General features: G+C 63.1%; 17 protein-coding genes. All 17 read left to right on the forward strand.

Annotated features, from left to right (window positions below; translation table 11 throughout):
• On the forward strand, nt 1-277 hold a 277-nt coding region (locus AWB80_RS44635; RefSeq protein ID WP_143328108.1), incomplete at its 5' end, for a hypothetical protein.
• A gap of 67 nt (nt 278-344) precedes the next feature.
• A complete protein-coding gene (urtA, locus tag AWB80_RS21100; RefSeq protein WP_061176611.1) occupies nt 345-1,652 on the forward strand; it encodes an urea ABC transporter substrate-binding protein in 1,308 nt (435 codons plus the stop codon).
• Between the two features lie 81 nt (nt 1,653-1,733).
• Nucleotides 1,734-3,338 carry an urea ABC transporter permease subunit UrtB gene (gene urtB, locus AWB80_RS21105; protein ID WP_061176612.1) on the forward strand — a complete coding sequence of 535 codons (1,605 nt, stop codon included), beginning with the start codon at nt 1,734-1,736 and terminating at the stop codon, nt 3,336-3,338.
• 3 nt (nt 3,339-3,341) lie between these two features.
• Nucleotides 3,342-4,535: an urea ABC transporter permease subunit UrtC gene (gene urtC, locus AWB80_RS21110; protein WP_061176613.1), complete on the forward strand. Its 1,194-nt coding sequence runs from the start codon at nt 3,342-3,344 to the stop codon at nt 4,533-4,535.
• Nucleotides 4,532-5,401: an urea ABC transporter ATP-binding protein UrtD gene (gene urtD / locus AWB80_RS21115; protein WP_087131484.1), complete on the forward strand. Its 870-nt coding sequence runs from the start codon at nt 4,532-4,534 to the stop codon at nt 5,399-5,401. Before urtC ends, urtD begins: the two co-directional genes overlap by 4 nt.
• A 683-nt stretch (nt 5,402-6,084) precedes the next feature.
• On the forward strand, nt 6,085-6,777 hold the full coding sequence (urtE, locus tag AWB80_RS21130) for an urea ABC transporter ATP-binding subunit UrtE (protein ID WP_061176614.1): 693 nt from the start codon (nt 6,085-6,087) through the stop codon (nt 6,775-6,777).
• A gap of 29 nt (nt 6,778-6,806) precedes the next feature.
• Entirely contained in the window at nt 6,807-7,667 is an 861-nt protein-coding gene (locus AWB80_RS21135) for an urease accessory protein UreD (protein ID WP_061176615.1), read from the forward strand.
• Nucleotides 7,668-7,839: 172 nt separating this feature from the next.
• Nucleotides 7,840-8,628 (forward strand): transporter substrate-binding domain-containing protein, encoded by a 789-nt coding sequence (locus AWB80_RS21140; protein WP_061176616.1) that lies wholly within the window; start codon nt 7,840-7,842, stop codon nt 8,626-8,628.
• A 13-nt stretch (nt 8,629-8,641) separates the two neighbouring features.
• The gene (locus AWB80_RS21145) at nt 8,642-9,319 is read left to right on the forward strand and encodes an amino acid ABC transporter permease (RefSeq protein WP_061176617.1); all 678 of its coding nucleotides are present in this window, start codon (nt 8,642-8,644) and stop codon (nt 9,317-9,319) included.
• On the forward strand, nt 9,316-9,966 hold the full coding sequence (locus tag AWB80_RS21150; protein WP_061176618.1) for an amino acid ABC transporter permease: 651 nt from the start codon (nt 9,316-9,318) through the stop codon (nt 9,964-9,966). Before AWB80_RS21145 ends, AWB80_RS21150 begins: the two co-directional genes overlap by 4 nt.
• Complete coding sequence (locus AWB80_RS21155) at nt 9,953-10,672, forward strand: amino acid ABC transporter ATP-binding protein (RefSeq protein WP_061176619.1); 720 nt, start codon at nt 9,953-9,955, stop codon at nt 10,670-10,672. Before AWB80_RS21150 ends, AWB80_RS21155 begins: the two co-directional genes overlap by 14 nt.
• 75 nt (nt 10,673-10,747) lie before the next feature.
• On the forward strand, nt 10,748-11,050 hold the full coding sequence (locus AWB80_RS21160) for an urease subunit gamma (RefSeq protein WP_008342482.1): 303 nt from the start codon (nt 10,748-10,750) through the stop codon (nt 11,048-11,050).
• A gap of 4 nt (nt 11,051-11,054) precedes the next feature.
• Nucleotides 11,055-11,360: an urease subunit beta gene (locus AWB80_RS21165; RefSeq protein WP_061176620.1), complete on the forward strand. Its 306-nt coding sequence runs from the start codon at nt 11,055-11,057 to the stop codon at nt 11,358-11,360.
• Between the two features lie 15 nt (nt 11,361-11,375).
• Nucleotides 11,376-13,082, forward strand: a complete 1,707-nt coding sequence (gene ureC, locus AWB80_RS21170) for an urease subunit alpha (protein WP_061176621.1) — start codon at nt 11,376-11,378, stop codon at nt 13,080-13,082.
• Between the two features lie 6 nt (nt 13,083-13,088).
• Complete coding sequence (ureE, locus tag AWB80_RS21175) at nt 13,089-13,694, forward strand: urease accessory protein UreE (protein ID WP_061176622.1); 606 nt, start codon at nt 13,089-13,091, stop codon at nt 13,692-13,694.
• On the forward strand, nt 13,681-14,361 hold the full coding sequence (locus AWB80_RS21180; RefSeq protein WP_061176761.1) for an urease accessory protein UreF: 681 nt from the start codon (nt 13,681-13,683) through the stop codon (nt 14,359-14,361). Before ureE ends, AWB80_RS21180 begins: the two co-directional genes overlap by 14 nt.
• A gap of 11 nt (nt 14,362-14,372) precedes the next feature.
• Nucleotides 14,373-15,023, forward strand: coding sequence for an urease accessory protein UreG (gene ureG, locus AWB80_RS21185; protein WP_061176623.1), 651 nt, complete (start codon nt 14,373-14,375; stop codon nt 15,021-15,023).
• The last annotated feature ends 9 nt before the right edge of the window (nt 15,024-15,032 follow it).

Raw genomic sequence — 15,032 nt, forward strand, 5'->3', positions numbered from 1 at the left:
CCGGCTGGAACAAGCTGTTTCTTTGGTTACTTTCTTTGCAGCAGCAAAGAAAGTGACTGCCGCCCCGCACAGGGGCAACACTAATAGACCTACACGAAAACGGGATCCGGCGAAAAACCAAGCGAACGATACAAAGGCGAACCCGCACCGCAACGATGCACGCAAGCACGAGCTTGCACCAAAACCCCACCACAAGCCGAATATCCCCTCAGTAAAAAATTCCCCCACACAAGCATCAAACCCGCGCCACTCGGGCATTTCACCCCCATTGGCATAACCCTTGCAGAACGATGCGGGCAATCGTCATTGCTCAAACAAACACATCGGCAAGGGGAACACTCATCATGAAACGACGCAGTCTGCTGAAGTTCGGCTCCATGTCGGGCGCACTCGCCCTCGCAGGTCAGCTTCCGATCACGAAAGCGCAAGCCGCCGATACGGGTCCGATCAAGGTCGGCATCCTGCACTCGCTGTCGGGCACGATGGCGATCTCCGAGACGTCGCTGAAAGACACGGCGCTCATGACCATCGCCGATATCAACAAGACCGGCGGCGTGATGGGCCGACAACTCCAGCCCGTGGTCGTCGATCCGGCCTCGAACTGGCCGCTCTTCGCCGAGAAAGCGCGCCAGCTTCTCACGCAGGACAAGTGCGCAGTCGTGTTCGGCTGCTGGACGTCCGTCTCGCGCAAGTCGGTGCTGCCGGTCTTCGAAGAACTCAACGGCCTGCTCTTCTACCCCGTGCAATACGAAGGCGAAGAGATGTCGCGCAACGTGTTCTACACGGGCGCCGCGCCGAATCAGCAGGCGATCCCCGCCGTCGAATATCTGATGGGACCGGAAGGCGGCAGCGCCAAGCGCTTCTTCCTGCTCGGCACCGACTACGTGTACCCGCGCACGACCAACAAGATCCTGCGCGCCTTCCTCCACTCCAAGGGCGTCAAGGATGCGGACATTCAAGAGGTCTACACACCATTCGGACATAGCGACTATCAAACCATCGTCGCGAACATCAAGACCTTTGCCCAAGGGGGAAAGACGACTGTCATCTCTACGATCAACGGCGATTCCAACGTACCGTTCTACAAGGAACTCGGCAACCAGGGCCTGAAGGCGACCGACGTGCCCGTCGTCGCGTTCTCGGTCGGCGAAGAAGAGCTGCGCGGCATCGATACCAAGCCGCTCGTCGGCCACCTCGCCGCATGGAACTACTTCATGTCGGTGAAGAACACCAACAACTCGAAGTTCGAGAAGGAATTTTTCGAGTACGTGAAGGCGCAGAACCTGCCGGGCGGCGACAAGCGCGTCACCAACGATCCGATGGAAGCGACCTTCGTCGGCATCCACATGTGGAAGCAGGCCGTCGAAAAGGCCAAGAGCGCCGATGTCGACAAGGTCCGCACCGCGATGATCGGCCAGACCTTCGCCGCGCCCTCGGGATTCACGCTGTCGATGGACGGCAACCACCATCTGCACAAGCCGGTGATGATCGGTGAAATTCGCGGCGACGGGCAGTTCAACGTCGTGTGGAAGACCAAGACCGCGGTGCGCGCGCAACCGTGGAGCCCGTATATCGCGGGCAATCAGGGCAAGCCGGATGTGGTCAGCTCCATTCCCGCGTTCCTGCGCCGTCAGCGCGTGCAGCTCGCGTGAAGCAGTGATGGTTTGAAGCAGTGAGGCCGCGCGCTCGTTCGTGATTCGCGCGGCCGTCCATGTCTCATCAGAAAGGCCATCATGACTGGTTCCTTGATGCGGGTCCTGCTCGCGCTCCTCATCGCGATCGCGCCATTCAGCGCCCGCGCGCTCACCAACGACGATCTCGCGCCGCTCGCCGGCGACGACTTCGACGCCAAATCCGCCGCCATCGACAAGCTCATCGCGAACGCCGACGCGCCTTCGGTCGCCGTGCTAACCGCGTTGTCCGATGGCTCGCTCGTCGCGACCGACAACGGCCATGTGTACATCCAGACCGACGACGTCAACAAGGACCCGCTCACGGGCAAGACCGTCGAAGCGCCCGATGCGCAACAGATCACGCTCTCCAACACCCTGCGCTCGAAAGTCGCGGGCGCGTTGTCGGGCCTGCAGCTCGCTTCCGCCGATACAGCGAAACGCCGCGACGCGATCGCAGCGCTCCTGAAGAACCCGGACGCCGCGATGAAGCCGATGATCGACCGCGCCCGCGCCATCGAAAAGGATCCCGACCTGAAGAAGCGCCTCGACACGCTCTGGGCGATGACCGCGCTGCACGATCCCGACGTCGGCAAGCGCCTCGAAGCGGCGCAACTCGTCGCCGCGCGGCATGACCTCGACATGTACGAGCTGCTGCGCCCGATCGTCGCGAAGAAAGCCGACGGCACCTTCAACGAGCCCGACGAGCGCGTGCGCAACGCGGCGCAGGAAGGTCTCTACGCGCTCGACTCGATTCAACGCCGCAGCGAAATCTTCGGCACGCTGTTCGCGGGCCTGTCGCTGGGCAGCGTGCTGTTGCTCGCGGCACTCGGCCTCGCGATCACGTATGGCCTGATCGGCGTCATCAACATGGCGCACGGCGAATTCCTGATGATCGGTGCGTATGCGACGTACGTCGTGCAGAACCTCGTGCAGCACTACGCGCCCGGCGCGTTCAACTGGTATCCGTTGTTCGCTGTGCCCGCATCGTTCATCGCGGCGGCGCTGGTCGGCATCGTACTGGAAAGACTCGTGCTGAAGCATCTCTATGGACGTCCGCTCGAAACGCTGCTGACGACCTTCGGCATCAGCCTCATCCTCATTCAGGCGACGCGCACGCTGTTCGGCGCGCAGAACGTGCAGGTGATCAATCCTTCGTGGATGAGCGGCGGCGTCGCGGTGATGCAGAACCTGATCCTGCCGTACAACCGTCTGACGATCCTCGCGTTCTCGGTCGCGGTCGTGCTGATCGCGTGGGCCGTGCTCACCAAGACGCGTCTGGGCCTCTTCGTGCGCGCGGTGACGCAGAACCGCCGCATGGCAGCGTGCGTCGGCGTGAAGACCGCGCGTGTCGATTCGTATGCGTTCGCGTTCGGCGCGGGCATCGCGGGACTCGGCGGCTGCGCGCTCTCGCAGATCGGCAACGTCGGGCCGGATCTCGGCCAGAGCTACATCATCGATTCGTTCATGGCGGTGGTGCTCGGCGGCGTCGGCCAGCTTGCGGGCACGGTGATCGGCGGCTTCGGGCTCGGGCTCGTCAGCAAGGCGGTCGAACCGTTCTGGGGCGCGGTGCTCGCGAAGATCGCGGTGCTCGTGCTCATCGTGTTGTTCATCCAGAAGCGGCCGCAGGGCATGTTCGCCCTGAAGGGCCGCAGCGCGGAGGCCTGAGCCATGACCGCCTCGACCAATATCGGCGCGAATCTCGACGTCGCGCCGCAACCCGATCCAGCCGCCGCGCGCGCGGGCTTCGCGCTCGGCCTTCCGCCGCGCGCAGCGCTTCTACCGCGCAACGGCTGGCTCGCGCTGATCGCGCTCATCATCGCGATGGGCATCTTCGTGCCGGTCAGCGCGCTCGTGTTGCCGGAGACGAGCACGTTCCATCTGTCGGCCTACGCGATGACGCTGACGGCCAAGCTCATGTGTTACGCGATCGGCGCGCTCGCGCTCGATCTCGTGTGGGGCTATTGCGGCATCCTGAGCCTCGGCCACGCGCTCTTCTTCGCGCTCGGCGGCTACGCGATGGGCATGTACCTGATGCGCTCGATCGGCCGCGAGGGCGTGTACAAGAGCGACCTGCCCGACTTCATGGTGTTTCTCGACTGGCACAAGCTGCCGTGGTACTGGGAAGGCACCGAGCATCTCTGGTATGCGTTGCTGCTCGTCGTGCTCGTGCCCGGCGTGCTTGCGTGGGTGTTCGGCTTCTTCACGTTCCGCTCGCGCGTGAAGGGCGTGTATCTGTCCATCATCACGCAGGCGATGACCTTCGCCGCGATGCTGCTCTTCTATCGCAACGAAACGGGCTTCGGCGGCAACAACGGCTTCACGGACTTCAAGCGCATCGCGGGCTTCGCCGTCACGCATCCGGGCACACGCACCGCGTTGTTCCTGATCACCTTCGCGGTGCTCGTGCTGGCGTTTCTCGCGGCGCGCTGGATCGTCACGTCGAAACTCGGGCGCGTCGTGACCGGCGTGCGCGATGGCGAAACGCGTCTGATGTTCCTCGGCTACAGTCCGCTCGCGTACAAGCTTTTCATCTGGACCGTGTCGGCGGTGCTGTGCGGCATCGCGGGCGCGCTGTATGTGCCGCAGGTGGGCATCATCAATCCGAACGAGATGTCGCCGGCGAACTCGATCGAAATGGCGATCTGGGTCGCGGTCGGCGGACGCGGTACGTTGATTGGACCGATCATCGGCGCGTTCGCGGTGAATGGCGCGAAGAGCTTTTTCACAGCGTATTTCGCGGAGTACTGGCTGTTTTTCCTCGGCCTCATCTTTACGCTCGTGCCCTTGCTGTTGCCCAACGGCATCATGGGTCTCATCGAACTCGCGCGCCGCAAAAAGACCGCAGGAGATGCAGCAGAATGACCGCACATAACGCACTGATCGTCGATCTGCCGCCGATTCCGCCGCTCGACGAGCGCATCGGCCTCAACAGCGTCGCGGGCCTGGGGCATGTGCTCGCGCCCGGCGAGATCGACATATCGCACGGCACGATTCTCTATCTCGAAGACGTGACCGTGAGCTTCGACGGCTTTCGCGCGTTGAACAAGCTGACGCTTTCCATCGATGTGGGCGAATTGCGCTGCGTGATCGGCCCGAACGGCGCGGGCAAGACCACGATGATGGATGTCATCACGGGCAAGACGCGGCCCGATGCGGGCAAGGTCTTTCTCGGGCAGACGCTCGATCTCGCGCGCATGTCGGAGCCGGTGATCGCGCGCACGGGCATCGGTCGCAAGTTTCAGAAGCCGACTGTGTTCGAGAATCATCCTGTGTGGGAGAACCTCGAACTTGCGATGAAGACCGACAAGCGGTGGTTCGCGTCGTTGCGTGCGCGGCTGGATGGGCAGGCGCAGGCACGCATCGAAGAGACACTGGAGCTGATTCGCCTGCAGCATCAGGCGACGCGGCTTGCGGGCGAGCTCTCGCATGGGCAGAAGCAGCGGCTCGAGATCGGCATGTTGCTGATGCAGCAGCCTTCCCTTCTGCTTCTCGATGAACCCGCCGCCGGGATGACCGATCACGAGACGATGGAACTTGCTGAGCTCTTGAACAAGCTGCGAGGTTCGTGTTCGATGATGGTCGTCGAGCATGATATGGAGTTTGTCGCTGCGCTTGCCGGGGTGAATGGGAAGGTTACTGTGATGGCTGAAGGGAGTGTTCTGGCTGAAGGCTCGCTGGATGACGTCAAACGGGACGAGGCCGTTATTGAGTCTTATCTTGGGCGTTGATGGTTTTTTTGAGCTTCTATGGAATCCTGATTTCGTGTCGGTCTATTGGCACTGCCCCTGTGCGGGGCGGCAGTCACTTTCTTTGCTGCTGCAAAGAAAGTAACCAAAGAAACAGCTTGTTCCAGCCGGAATGCTTCATACCGGCCGCGGCACAGGCGAACGAGTTTGGGCACAGCAGTAGCGAGTGCCCTCGTAAGCCCCATCGGGCTTGGACCGCGCACGGTCTGACAAGCTAGTACCCCAAGGGCGCAGGTTCAGCACGAAACAGTTCCGGCACAGCGCTACGCGCTGCCGTCGGGTATGCAAGCGAAACCAACGAGAAAACAGAAACGCAGAAGCACACGCAGACCCGATTGACCCATCGGCCGCGCAGCGGGCCGGAGCTATTTGGTGCTGAACCAGTGTGTTTTGTGGTGCGATGTGGCGGACCGTGCGCGGTCCAAGCCGGATGTGGCCTATGAGGGCACTCGCTACTGCTGTGCCCTATCGGCTCGCCTGTGCCGCGGCCGGTGTGAAGCGTTCCGGATGGGGAAAGCTGCTTTCTTTGGTTACTTTCTTTGCAGCAGCAAAGAAAGTGACCCCCGCCCCGGGGAGGGGCAGCGCCAATAGACCGACACGAATACAGGATTCCATAGAAGCACGAGCCGGAAACCCAACCAAGCCCAACCCGAGCAAAGCAAAAAATGCTGGAAGTCGAAAACCTGAACCAATACTACGGCGGCAGCCACATCCTCCGCGATGTGAGAATGACCGTCCCCGACGGTAAGCTAACCGTGCTACTAGGCCGCAACGGCGTCGGCAAAACGACGCTCCTGCGCTGCCTGATGGGCGTCGTGCCAACCAAAAGCGGCACCATCAACTGGCGCGGCAACAAGATATCGTCGATGCCCACCCACGCGCGCGTGGCAAGCGGCCTCGCCTACGTCCCGCAAGGACGCGATATCTTCGGCCGCCTCACCGTGGAAGAAAACCTGCTTGTCGGCGCAGCGAGCCGCAAGTCGCCTTCAAAAATCCCCGACCACATCTACGCACTTTTCCCGGTCCTCAAGGACATGAAAAACCGCCGCGGCGGCGATCTCTCCGGCGGTCAGCAACAGCAACTGGCCATCGGCCGCGCGCTGATGAGCGAGCCGCAACTGCTCATCCTCGATGAACCGACCGAAGGCATTCAACCCTCGATCATCCGCGACATCGGCCGCACCTTGCGACAGCTCGTCGATGAAATGGGCATGACGGTGCTGCTCGTCGAGCAGTATTACGACTTCGCCCGCGAGCTCGCCGACCGCTACTGGGTCATGAGCCGCGGCGAAATCGTCGCGGGCGGCGCGGGCGCGGAGATGGATGCGCATGGAGTGCGCGAGCTGATCGCCGTATGATTCAGGCTCAGCTCTGACACGCACCGCTCATGCACCACGAATCCCATGCAACGCTGGTCGATCCGAACATCTGGCGCGGCTCGCTCGAACTCGGCTACGCGCATCAGCACGGCCGCACGGTCTGCGTTCATCGCAAGCATGAAGGCCCCTTGCGATTGCAACGGCCGCTCTATCCCGAAGGCGATATCTGTCATTCGGTGATCGTGCATCCACCGGGCGGCGTCGCGGGCGGCGATCGCCTGTTCATCGACGTCCGCCTGCAAGAGCACACGCACGCCGTCATCACGACGCCCGGCGCGACCAAGTGGTACAAGGCCAACGGCAAGCTCGCGACGCAGCGCATCGACATCGGTCTCGCGGCGCACGCGAAGCTCGACTGGCTGCCGCAGAACAATATCGTGTTCGAGTCATCGAACGTCGAACTCGAATTCGAACTCACGCTCGATGAAGGCGCGAGCGCCATCGGCTGGGACGCGATGCTGCTCGGCCGCGCCGCCGCCGGCGAAAAGTGGACGCAAGGGCATATCAAGGCGACATCGCGTATCGCGCGCCGCGACGGCACGACGCTCTGGTTCGAGCGCACCCTGCTCGATGCAGCCGACCCGCTGCGCGATGGCGCGCAAGGGCTCGCGGGCTTCCCCGCCTACGGCACGCTCTGGGCGATCGGCCCCGCTTGCGACGATGCGCTCGCCGAAGCGCTCACCGCGCAACTGCCCTTCGACGATGAACTGCGCGCAGGCGCGTCGTGCGTCGCGCCGGGCGTGCTGATCGTGCGCGCAATCGGCCGCTCGATGGAGCCGCTGCAACGCGCGCTCACCGATTGCTGGACGCAGCTTCGGCCACTCGTACATGGCGTCGATGCGCGGCCGCTGCGGTTGTGGACTACCTAGTACGCACCAGCGCGGCGCATCGGGCTGCACATCGGTTGTGCGTGTCGCTCGACACGGAACCGGCAAACGCAGACGGCACAACAGTGAAGCATCGATGGCACGACTCTCGCTTTAAGCCTCGGCTCAAGAACCGCGCTTTCCAACGCGGCCGCTCAAGACCGAAGGATCATCGATGCTCATTACGTTCTCCCGCGCGCGACGCACCGCACTCGTCGCGCTGCTGCTTTCTCTCGCGCCCTTCGCCGCGCACGCCGACGCGCTCGACACCATCGCGAAGAACGGCACGCTGCGCGTGGCCGTGCCCGAGGACTATCCGCCCTTCGGCTCGGTCGGTGCGGACATGAAGCCGCAAGGCTATGACGTCGACATGGCCGCGCTGCTCGCGAAGTCGATGAACGTGAAGCTCGAACTCGTGCCCGTCAACAGCGCGAACCGCATTCCGTATCTCACCACCAACAAGGTCGATCTCGTGATCTCGTCGCTCGGCAAGACGCCGGAACGCGAGAAGGTGCTCGACTTCTCGACCCCATATGCGCCCTACTTCCAGGGCGTGTTCGGCCCCGCCGACATCAAGGTGAGCAATCCCGCCGATCTCACCGGCAAGACCGTCGGCGCGACACGCGGCGCGCTCGAAGAAATCGCGCTGTCGCAGATGGCGCCGAACGCGACCATCAAGCGCTTCGAGGACAACAATGCGACCATCTCCGCGTTTCTCTCGGGACAGGTGCAACTGATCGCGGCGGGCAATATCGTCGCGGCGGCGATCCTCGCGAAGAATCCGCCGCGCCGGCCGGAAGCGAAGTTCATCATCAAGGATTCGCCGTGCTTCGTCGGCATGAACAAGAACGAGCCGCGCCTGATGGCCAAGGTCGACGACACCATCGCGCAGGCGAAGAAGGACGGCACGCTCAATACGATGTCGAAGAAGTGGTTCAGTCAGCCGCTGCCCGCGAGCCTTTGATCGAGAGCACGGCATGGCCTATGAACTCCAATTCGCCGATCTCGCGCAATACGCGGGCATGTTCGCGAGCGGCGCGGCGACGACGCTCGCACTCACCGCCGTCGCGACGACGCTCGGGGTCACCGTCGGCGTGCTCGGCGCAGCGGCGCGCGGCAGCCGGCATGCGTGGGCGAGCGCGATCGTCGGCGGCTATGTCGAGGCGGTCCGCAACACGCCGTTCATCGTGCAACTGTTCTTCGTGTTCTTCGGCCTGCCCGCGCTCGGCATTCACCTGAGCGAATACGTCGCGGCCATTCTCGCGATGACGCTGAACCTCGGCGCGTATTCGGTCGAGATCATCCGCGCGGGCATCGGCGCGGTGCCGAAGGGACATCACGAAGCGGCGGCCTCGCTTGCGATGTCGCGCGGCGAGACGTTCCGCCATGTCGTGCTGCCGCAGGCGCTCGCGAAGGTGTTTCCCGCGCTCACCAGCCAGATCGTCATCACCATGCTCGGTTCGGCGGTCGTATCGCAGATCTCGGTGCCGGACCTCACCTATGCCGCGAGCTATATCCAGTCGCGCAACTTTCGCGCGTTCGAGACGTTTTTCTTCATCACGGCCGCGTATCTCGCGATGGCGCTCGTTCTGCGTACCGCGTTGAACGCCGTGGGCAAACGCTTCCTGATGAACAACCGGAGCGCCGCGCGATGATCGAATTCACCCTCGCGCAGATCGTCGAGAACCTGTTGCTCGCGGCGCGCTGGACCGTCGTATTGTCGATCGTGTCGTTCGTGCTGGGCGGCGTCGTCGGCTTTGCGCTTCTCGTGATGCGCGTGTCGAAATCGCATGGACTGCGCACGCTCGTCAAAGGCTATATCCAGATCTTTCAGGGCACGCCTTTGCTGATGCAACTGTTTCTCGTGTTCTTCGGCTTGCCCTTGCTCGGCATCGACGTATCGCCCTGGCTCGCAGCGACGGTCGGTCTCACGCTCTTCACCAGCGCCTATCTCGCGGAGATCTGGCGCGGCGCGGTCGAAGCGGTGCCGCAGAGGCAGTGGGAAGCGTCGTCGTCGCTGGCGATGAGCTACTTCGAGCAGTTGCGGCATGTGATCCTGCCGCAGGCGACGCGCATCGCGGTCGGTCCGACGGTCGGCTTCGCCGTGCAGGCCGTGAAGGATACGGCGCTCGTATCGATCATCGGCTTCACCGAACTCACCAAGGCCGGCACGATGATTTCGAATGCAACGTTCCGGCCGTTCCTCGTGTATGGCCTCGTCGCCGTCATCTACTTCCTGCTTTGCTATCCATTGACGCGCTATGCACGCACGCTCGAAAGGAAATGGAATGCCGCTCGTTGAAACACGCAATCTTCAAAAACAGTTCGGCGCGAATCAGGTGCTGAAGGGAATCGATTTTTCGGTCGAGCGCGGCCAGGTCGTGTCGATCATCGGACGCAGCGGTTCGGGCAAGAGCACATTGCTGCGCACGTTGAACGGATTGGAAAGCATCGACGAAGGCTCGATCGAAATCGACGGCGAACATGTCGATGCGCGTCACGCGGACTTGCGCGCGCTGCGCCTCAAGGTCGGCATGGTGTTTCAGCAGTACAACCTCTTTCCGCATCTCACCGCCGGCGAGAACGTGATGCTCGCGCAGACCGTCGTCAGGAAGATCCACAAGGCGAAGGCGCGCGCGACCGCGCATACGGTGCTGGAGCGCGTCGGTCTCGGCGACAAGTTCGACGCGTATCCCGATCAGCTTTCCGGCGGACAGCAGCAACGCGTGGCGATCGCGCGTGCACTGGCGATGAAGCCGACCGTATTGCTCTGCGACGAGATCACGTCGGCGCTCGATCCCGAACTCGTCGGCGAAGTGCTCGCGGTCGTCGAAGACCTCGCGCGCGATGGCATGACGCTCATCATGGTCACGCACGAAATGCGCTTCGCGCGCCGCGTGAGCGACAAGGTCGTGTTCATGCATCAAGGACGTGTGTGGGAATCGGGCGCGCCGGAAGCGATTTTCGAGCGGCCGTCGACCATCGAGTTGCAACGCTTCATCCAGTGACATGCAAGCTCGCCGAAAGCCCATCCGATGCTAGCATTGCGAGGCCCGAAACGCCTTTCTTCGTAAAAGAAGCTCATGAAACTCACGCCCAGAGAAAAGGACAAGCTGCTGATCTTCACCGCAGCCTTGCTCGCCGAACGCCGTCGCGCGCGCGGCTTGAAGCTCAATCATCCCGAAGCCGTCGCGTTCATATCGGCGGCATTGATGGAAGCGGCGCGCGACGGCAAGACCGTCGCCGAAGTCATGCACTACGGCACGACGCTCCTCACGCGCGACGACGTGATGGAAGGCGTGCCCGAGATGATCCCCGACATCCAGATCGAAGCGACCTTCCCCGATGGCACGAAGCTCGTGACGGTTCATCATCCGATCCCTTGAAAACATGATCCCCGGCGAATATTTCATCGACGATGGCGAGCACGAACTCAACGCGGGACGCGAGACCGTGACGGTCGTCGTCGCGAATCATGGCGACCGGCCCGTGCAGGTCGGTTCGCATTTCCATTTCTACGAAGTCAACGCGGCGCTCAAGTTCGAGCGCGAAACGGCGCGCGGCTTTCGCCTGAACATCGCGGCGGGCACCGCCGTGCGCTTCGAGCCGGGACAGGAACGCACGGTCGAACTCGTCGCGCTCGCGGGCGACCGGCGCGTCTATGGCTTCAATGGCCTCGTGATGGGCCCACTCTGAACAGGAAATGAAAACATGACGCTACGCATCGGCCGCCGCGCTTATGCGGAAATGTTCGGCCCGACCACCGGCGACCGCGTGCGCCTTGCCGACACGGACCTCATCATCGAAGTCGAACGCGATTTCACCACCTACGGCGAAGAAGTGAAGTTCGGCGGCGGCAAGGTGATTCGCGACGGCATGGGCCAGTCGCAACGCGCCGCCGCCGACGTAGTCGATACCGTCGTGACCAACGCGCTGATCCTCGATCACTGGGGCATCGTGAAGGCCGATATCGGCATCAAGGGCGGACGCATCTTCGCGATCGGCAAGGCGGGCAATCCGGATATCCAGCCCAACGTGAACATCGCGATCGGCGCGGCGACGGAAGTGATCGCGGGCGAAGGCATGATCGTCACGGCGGGCGGCGTGGATACGCACATCCACTTCATCAGCCCGCAGCAGATCGACGAAGCGCTCGCGAGCGGCGTCACGACGATGCTCGGCGGCGGCACCGGTCCCGCGACCGGCACCAACGCGACGACCTGCACGCCGGGTCCGTGGCACATGGAGCGCATGCTGCAGGCCGCCGATGGCTGGCCGGTCAATCTCGGCTTTCTCGGCAAGGGCAACGCGAGCTTGCCGGAGCCTCTGATCGAACAGGTGAAGGCCGGCGCGATCGGTCTCAAGCTGCACGAGGACTGGGGCACGACGCCCGCCGCGATCGACAATTGCCTGAGCGTCGCCGACGACACCGACACGCAAGTCGCCATTCACACCGATACGCTCAACGAAGCGGGCTTCGTCGAGACGACCATCGCCGCATTCAAGGGCCGGACGATCCACACGTATCACACCGAAGGCGCGGGCGGCGGCCATGCGCCGGACATCATCAAGGTGGCGGGCGAATCGAACGTGCTGCCTTCGTCCACCAATCCGACGCGTCCCTACACCATCAACACGCTCGACGAACATCTCGACATGCTGATGGTGTGCCATCACCTCGATCCGTCGATTGCGGAAGACATCGCGTTCGCGGAGTCGCGCATTCGCCGCGAGACGATCGCGGCCGAAGACATCCTGCACGATCTCGGCGCGTTGTCGATGCTGTCGTCCGATTCGCAGGCGATGGGCCGCGTCGGCGAAGTCATCATCCGCACGTGGCAGACGGCGCACAAGATGAAGGTGCAACGCGGCGCGCTGGCCGAAGACAACGCGCGCAACGACAACTTTCGCGCGAAGCGTTATGTCGCGAAGTACACGATCAATCCGGCGATCACGCATGGCATCGCGCATGAAGTCGGTTCGATCGAGCCGGGCAAGTGGGCCGATATCGTGTTCTGGGAGCCGGCGTTCTTCGGCGTGAAGCCCGCGATGATCGTCAAGGGCGGCATGATCGCGGCGGCGCAGATGGGCGACCCGAACGCATCGATTCCGACGCCGCAGCCGGTGCATTATCGCGAGATGTTCGCGACGCGCGGCGGCGCGCTCGGCAAGACGTCGCTGACGTTCGTGTCGCAACTGGCGGCGGAGTCGCGCATCGCGGATCGTTATGGTTTGAAAAAGCAGATCGTCGCGGTGAAGAACTGCCGCAATGTGACGAAGGCCGACATGATTCACAATGCATGGCAGCCGTCCATCAGCGTCGATCCGCAGACCTACCAGGTGATCGCCGATGGGCAATTGCTCACCTGCGATCCCGCCACCGTTCTGCCGATGGCGCAGCGCTATTTTCTGTTCTGAGTGCCCATGCGTACCATCGACAAACGTCTGACCGCGAAACTCGCGCCCGTGCTCGTGAAGCGCGCGCCCACCCTGACCCTGCCGTTCGACGCGCGCGGCAAGAGCCGTCTCGCCGCCACGCTCGACAACGGCGAGGAAGTCGCCCTCGTGCTGCCGCGCGGCACCGTGCTCGCTGACGGCGACATGCTCGTAGCCGATGACGGCGGCTTCGTGCGCGTGGTCGCTGCGGCGGAAGATGTGCTCGTCGTGCGCGCGCCGAGCGTGCGGCTCCTGACACGCGCGGCCTATCATCTCGGCAACCGGCATACGCCTGTGGAAGTCGGCGCGGACTATCTGAAGCTCGAAGCCGATCCCGTGCTTGAAGACATGCTGAAGCGCCTGGGCGTGCTCGTCGCGCATGAGTCGCAGCCGTTCCAGCCCGAGACGGGCGCGTATGGTGGCGGCCACAAGCACGGCCACGACGAGACCTTCAGCGAGGACTACGCGCTCGCGCAGAAGGTCTTCGACGAGCATCATGGGCATGATCACTCGCACGACCACGATCATTCGTCGTGCGGGCATGACCACAGTCACGACCACGATCATCATCATCACGGCCATGCACATCGCTGAGCTGACGGCGCTGCTGCATCTCGCGTCGCCGGCGTTGCCGATCGGCGCGTTCAGCTATTCGCAAGGCCTCGAAGCGGCGATCGAGCATGGTCTGATCCACGATGGCGACAGCGCCCGCGACTGGATTGCCAGCGGCTTGAACAACGTGCTCGCGCGCGGCGAATTGCCATTGCTCGCGCATCAGATCGGACATTGGCGTTCGCACGATGCCGCCGCTTTGCTCCACGCGAACGATGAATACATCGCGAGCCGCGAATCGGCGGAACTCAGACGCGAAACCGAGCAGATGGGCTGGTCGCTCGCGCAACTGTGCGCATCGCTCGAATGGGGCGACGCGGCACGCCGCGCGACGCTCGTCGCGATCAAGCCGATCGCGCAACCGACCGCCTTCGCATTCGCCGCGTTCGCGCACGACGCGGCACCCGATGCCGCGCTCGCGGCGTATGCGTTCAGTTGGGTCGAGAATCAGGCGGCCGCCGCGCTCAAGGCCGTGCCGCTCGGCCAGCTCGCGGGACAGCGCATCATCGTCGCGTTGCGCGCGCCGATCGAAGCCGCCGTGCGCCGCGCGCTCGATACATCGCCTGAACAGATCAACACTTTCGCGCCGCAGCTCGGCATTTTGTCGGCGCGGCATGAATCGCAATACTCGCGGCTTTTCCGCTCCTGAGACGATATTCCATGAACGCTCCCGCTTATTCTTCCGCCGCCCGCCGAACCAAGAAACTGCCGCCGTTGCGCGTGGGCGTGGGCGGGCCGGTGGGTTCCGGCAAGACCACGCTGCTCGAAATGCTCTGCAAGGCGATGCGCGAGAAATACGATCTCGTCGCCATCACCAACGATATCTACACGAAGGAAGATCAGCGCCTGCTGACCGTCGCGGGCGCGCTGCCGGCCGAGCGCATCATGGGCGTCGAGACGGGCGGCTGCCCGCATACGGCGATCCGCGAAGATGCGTCGATCAATCTCGAAGCCGTGGATCGCATGGTGTCGAAGTTTCCGGATGCGGATATCGTGTTCATCGAATCGGGCGGCGATAACCTCGCGGCGACCTTCAGCCCCGAGTTGTCCGACCTGACGATTTACGTGATCGATGTCGCGGGCGGCGAGAAGATTCCGCGCAAGGGCGGGCCGGGCATTACGAAGTCGGATCTGCTCGTGATCAACAAGACGGATCTCGCGCCTTATGTCGGCGCGAATCTCGATGTGATGGCAAGCGATGCGAAGAAGATGCGCGGCGAGCGGCCATTCGTGATGTGCAATCTGAAGGCGCTCGAAGGGCTCGATGCGGTGATCGGGTTTATCGAGAGAAAGGGGCTGCTCGTCGCGTGACGGACGCGC

This window comes from Caballeronia pedi (assembly GCF_001544915.2).
In the GTDB taxonomy this organism is placed as follows: domain Bacteria; phylum Pseudomonadota; class Gammaproteobacteria; order Burkholderiales; family Burkholderiaceae; genus Caballeronia; species Caballeronia pedi.

Bases quoted from the DNA above. Each gene is read 5' to 3' on its own strand.
- urtB (WP_061176612.1), top strand. From the start codon at position 1,734: ATGACTGGTTCCTTGATGCGGGTCCTGCTCGCGCTCCTCATCGCGATC.
- AWB80_RS21165 (WP_061176620.1), top strand. From the start codon at position 11,055: ATGATCCCCGGCGAATATTTCATCGACGATGGCGAGCACGAACTCAAC.
- urtC (WP_061176613.1), top strand. From the start codon at position 3,342: ATGACCGCCTCGACCAATATCGGCGCGAATCTCGACGTCGCGCCGCAA.
- ureG (WP_061176623.1), top strand. From the start codon at position 14,373: ATGAACGCTCCCGCTTATTCTTCCGCCGCCCGCCGAACCAAGAAACTG.
- urtD (WP_087131484.1), top strand. From the start codon at position 4,532: ATGACCGCACATAACGCACTGATCGTCGATCTGCCGCCGATTCCGCCG.
- ureC (WP_061176621.1), top strand. From the start codon at position 11,376: ATGACGCTACGCATCGGCCGCCGCGCTTATGCGGAAATGTTCGGCCCG.
- AWB80_RS21135 (WP_061176615.1), top strand. From the start codon at position 6,807: ATGCACCACGAATCCCATGCAACGCTGGTCGATCCGAACATCTGGCGC.
- AWB80_RS21160 (WP_008342482.1), top strand. From the start codon at position 10,748: ATGAAACTCACGCCCAGAGAAAAGGACAAGCTGCTGATCTTCACCGCA.
- urtA (WP_061176611.1), top strand. From the start codon at position 345: ATGAAACGACGCAGTCTGCTGAAGTTCGGCTCCATGTCGGGCGCACTC.
- AWB80_RS21155 (WP_061176619.1), top strand. From the start codon at position 9,953: ATGCCGCTCGTTGAAACACGCAATCTTCAAAAACAGTTCGGCGCGAAT.
- AWB80_RS21140 (WP_061176616.1), top strand. From the start codon at position 7,840: ATGCTCATTACGTTCTCCCGCGCGCGACGCACCGCACTCGTCGCGCTG.
- ureE (WP_061176622.1), top strand. From the start codon at position 13,089: ATGCGTACCATCGACAAACGTCTGACCGCGAAACTCGCGCCCGTGCTC.
- urtE (WP_061176614.1), top strand. From the start codon at position 6,085: ATGCTGGAAGTCGAAAACCTGAACCAATACTACGGCGGCAGCCACATC.
- AWB80_RS21180 (WP_061176761.1), top strand. From the start codon at position 13,681: ATGCACATCGCTGAGCTGACGGCGCTGCTGCATCTCGCGTCGCCGGCG.
- AWB80_RS21150 (WP_061176618.1), top strand. From the start codon at position 9,316: ATGATCGAATTCACCCTCGCGCAGATCGTCGAGAACCTGTTGCTCGCG.
- AWB80_RS21145 (WP_061176617.1), top strand. From the start codon at position 8,642: ATGGCCTATGAACTCCAATTCGCCGATCTCGCGCAATACGCGGGCATG.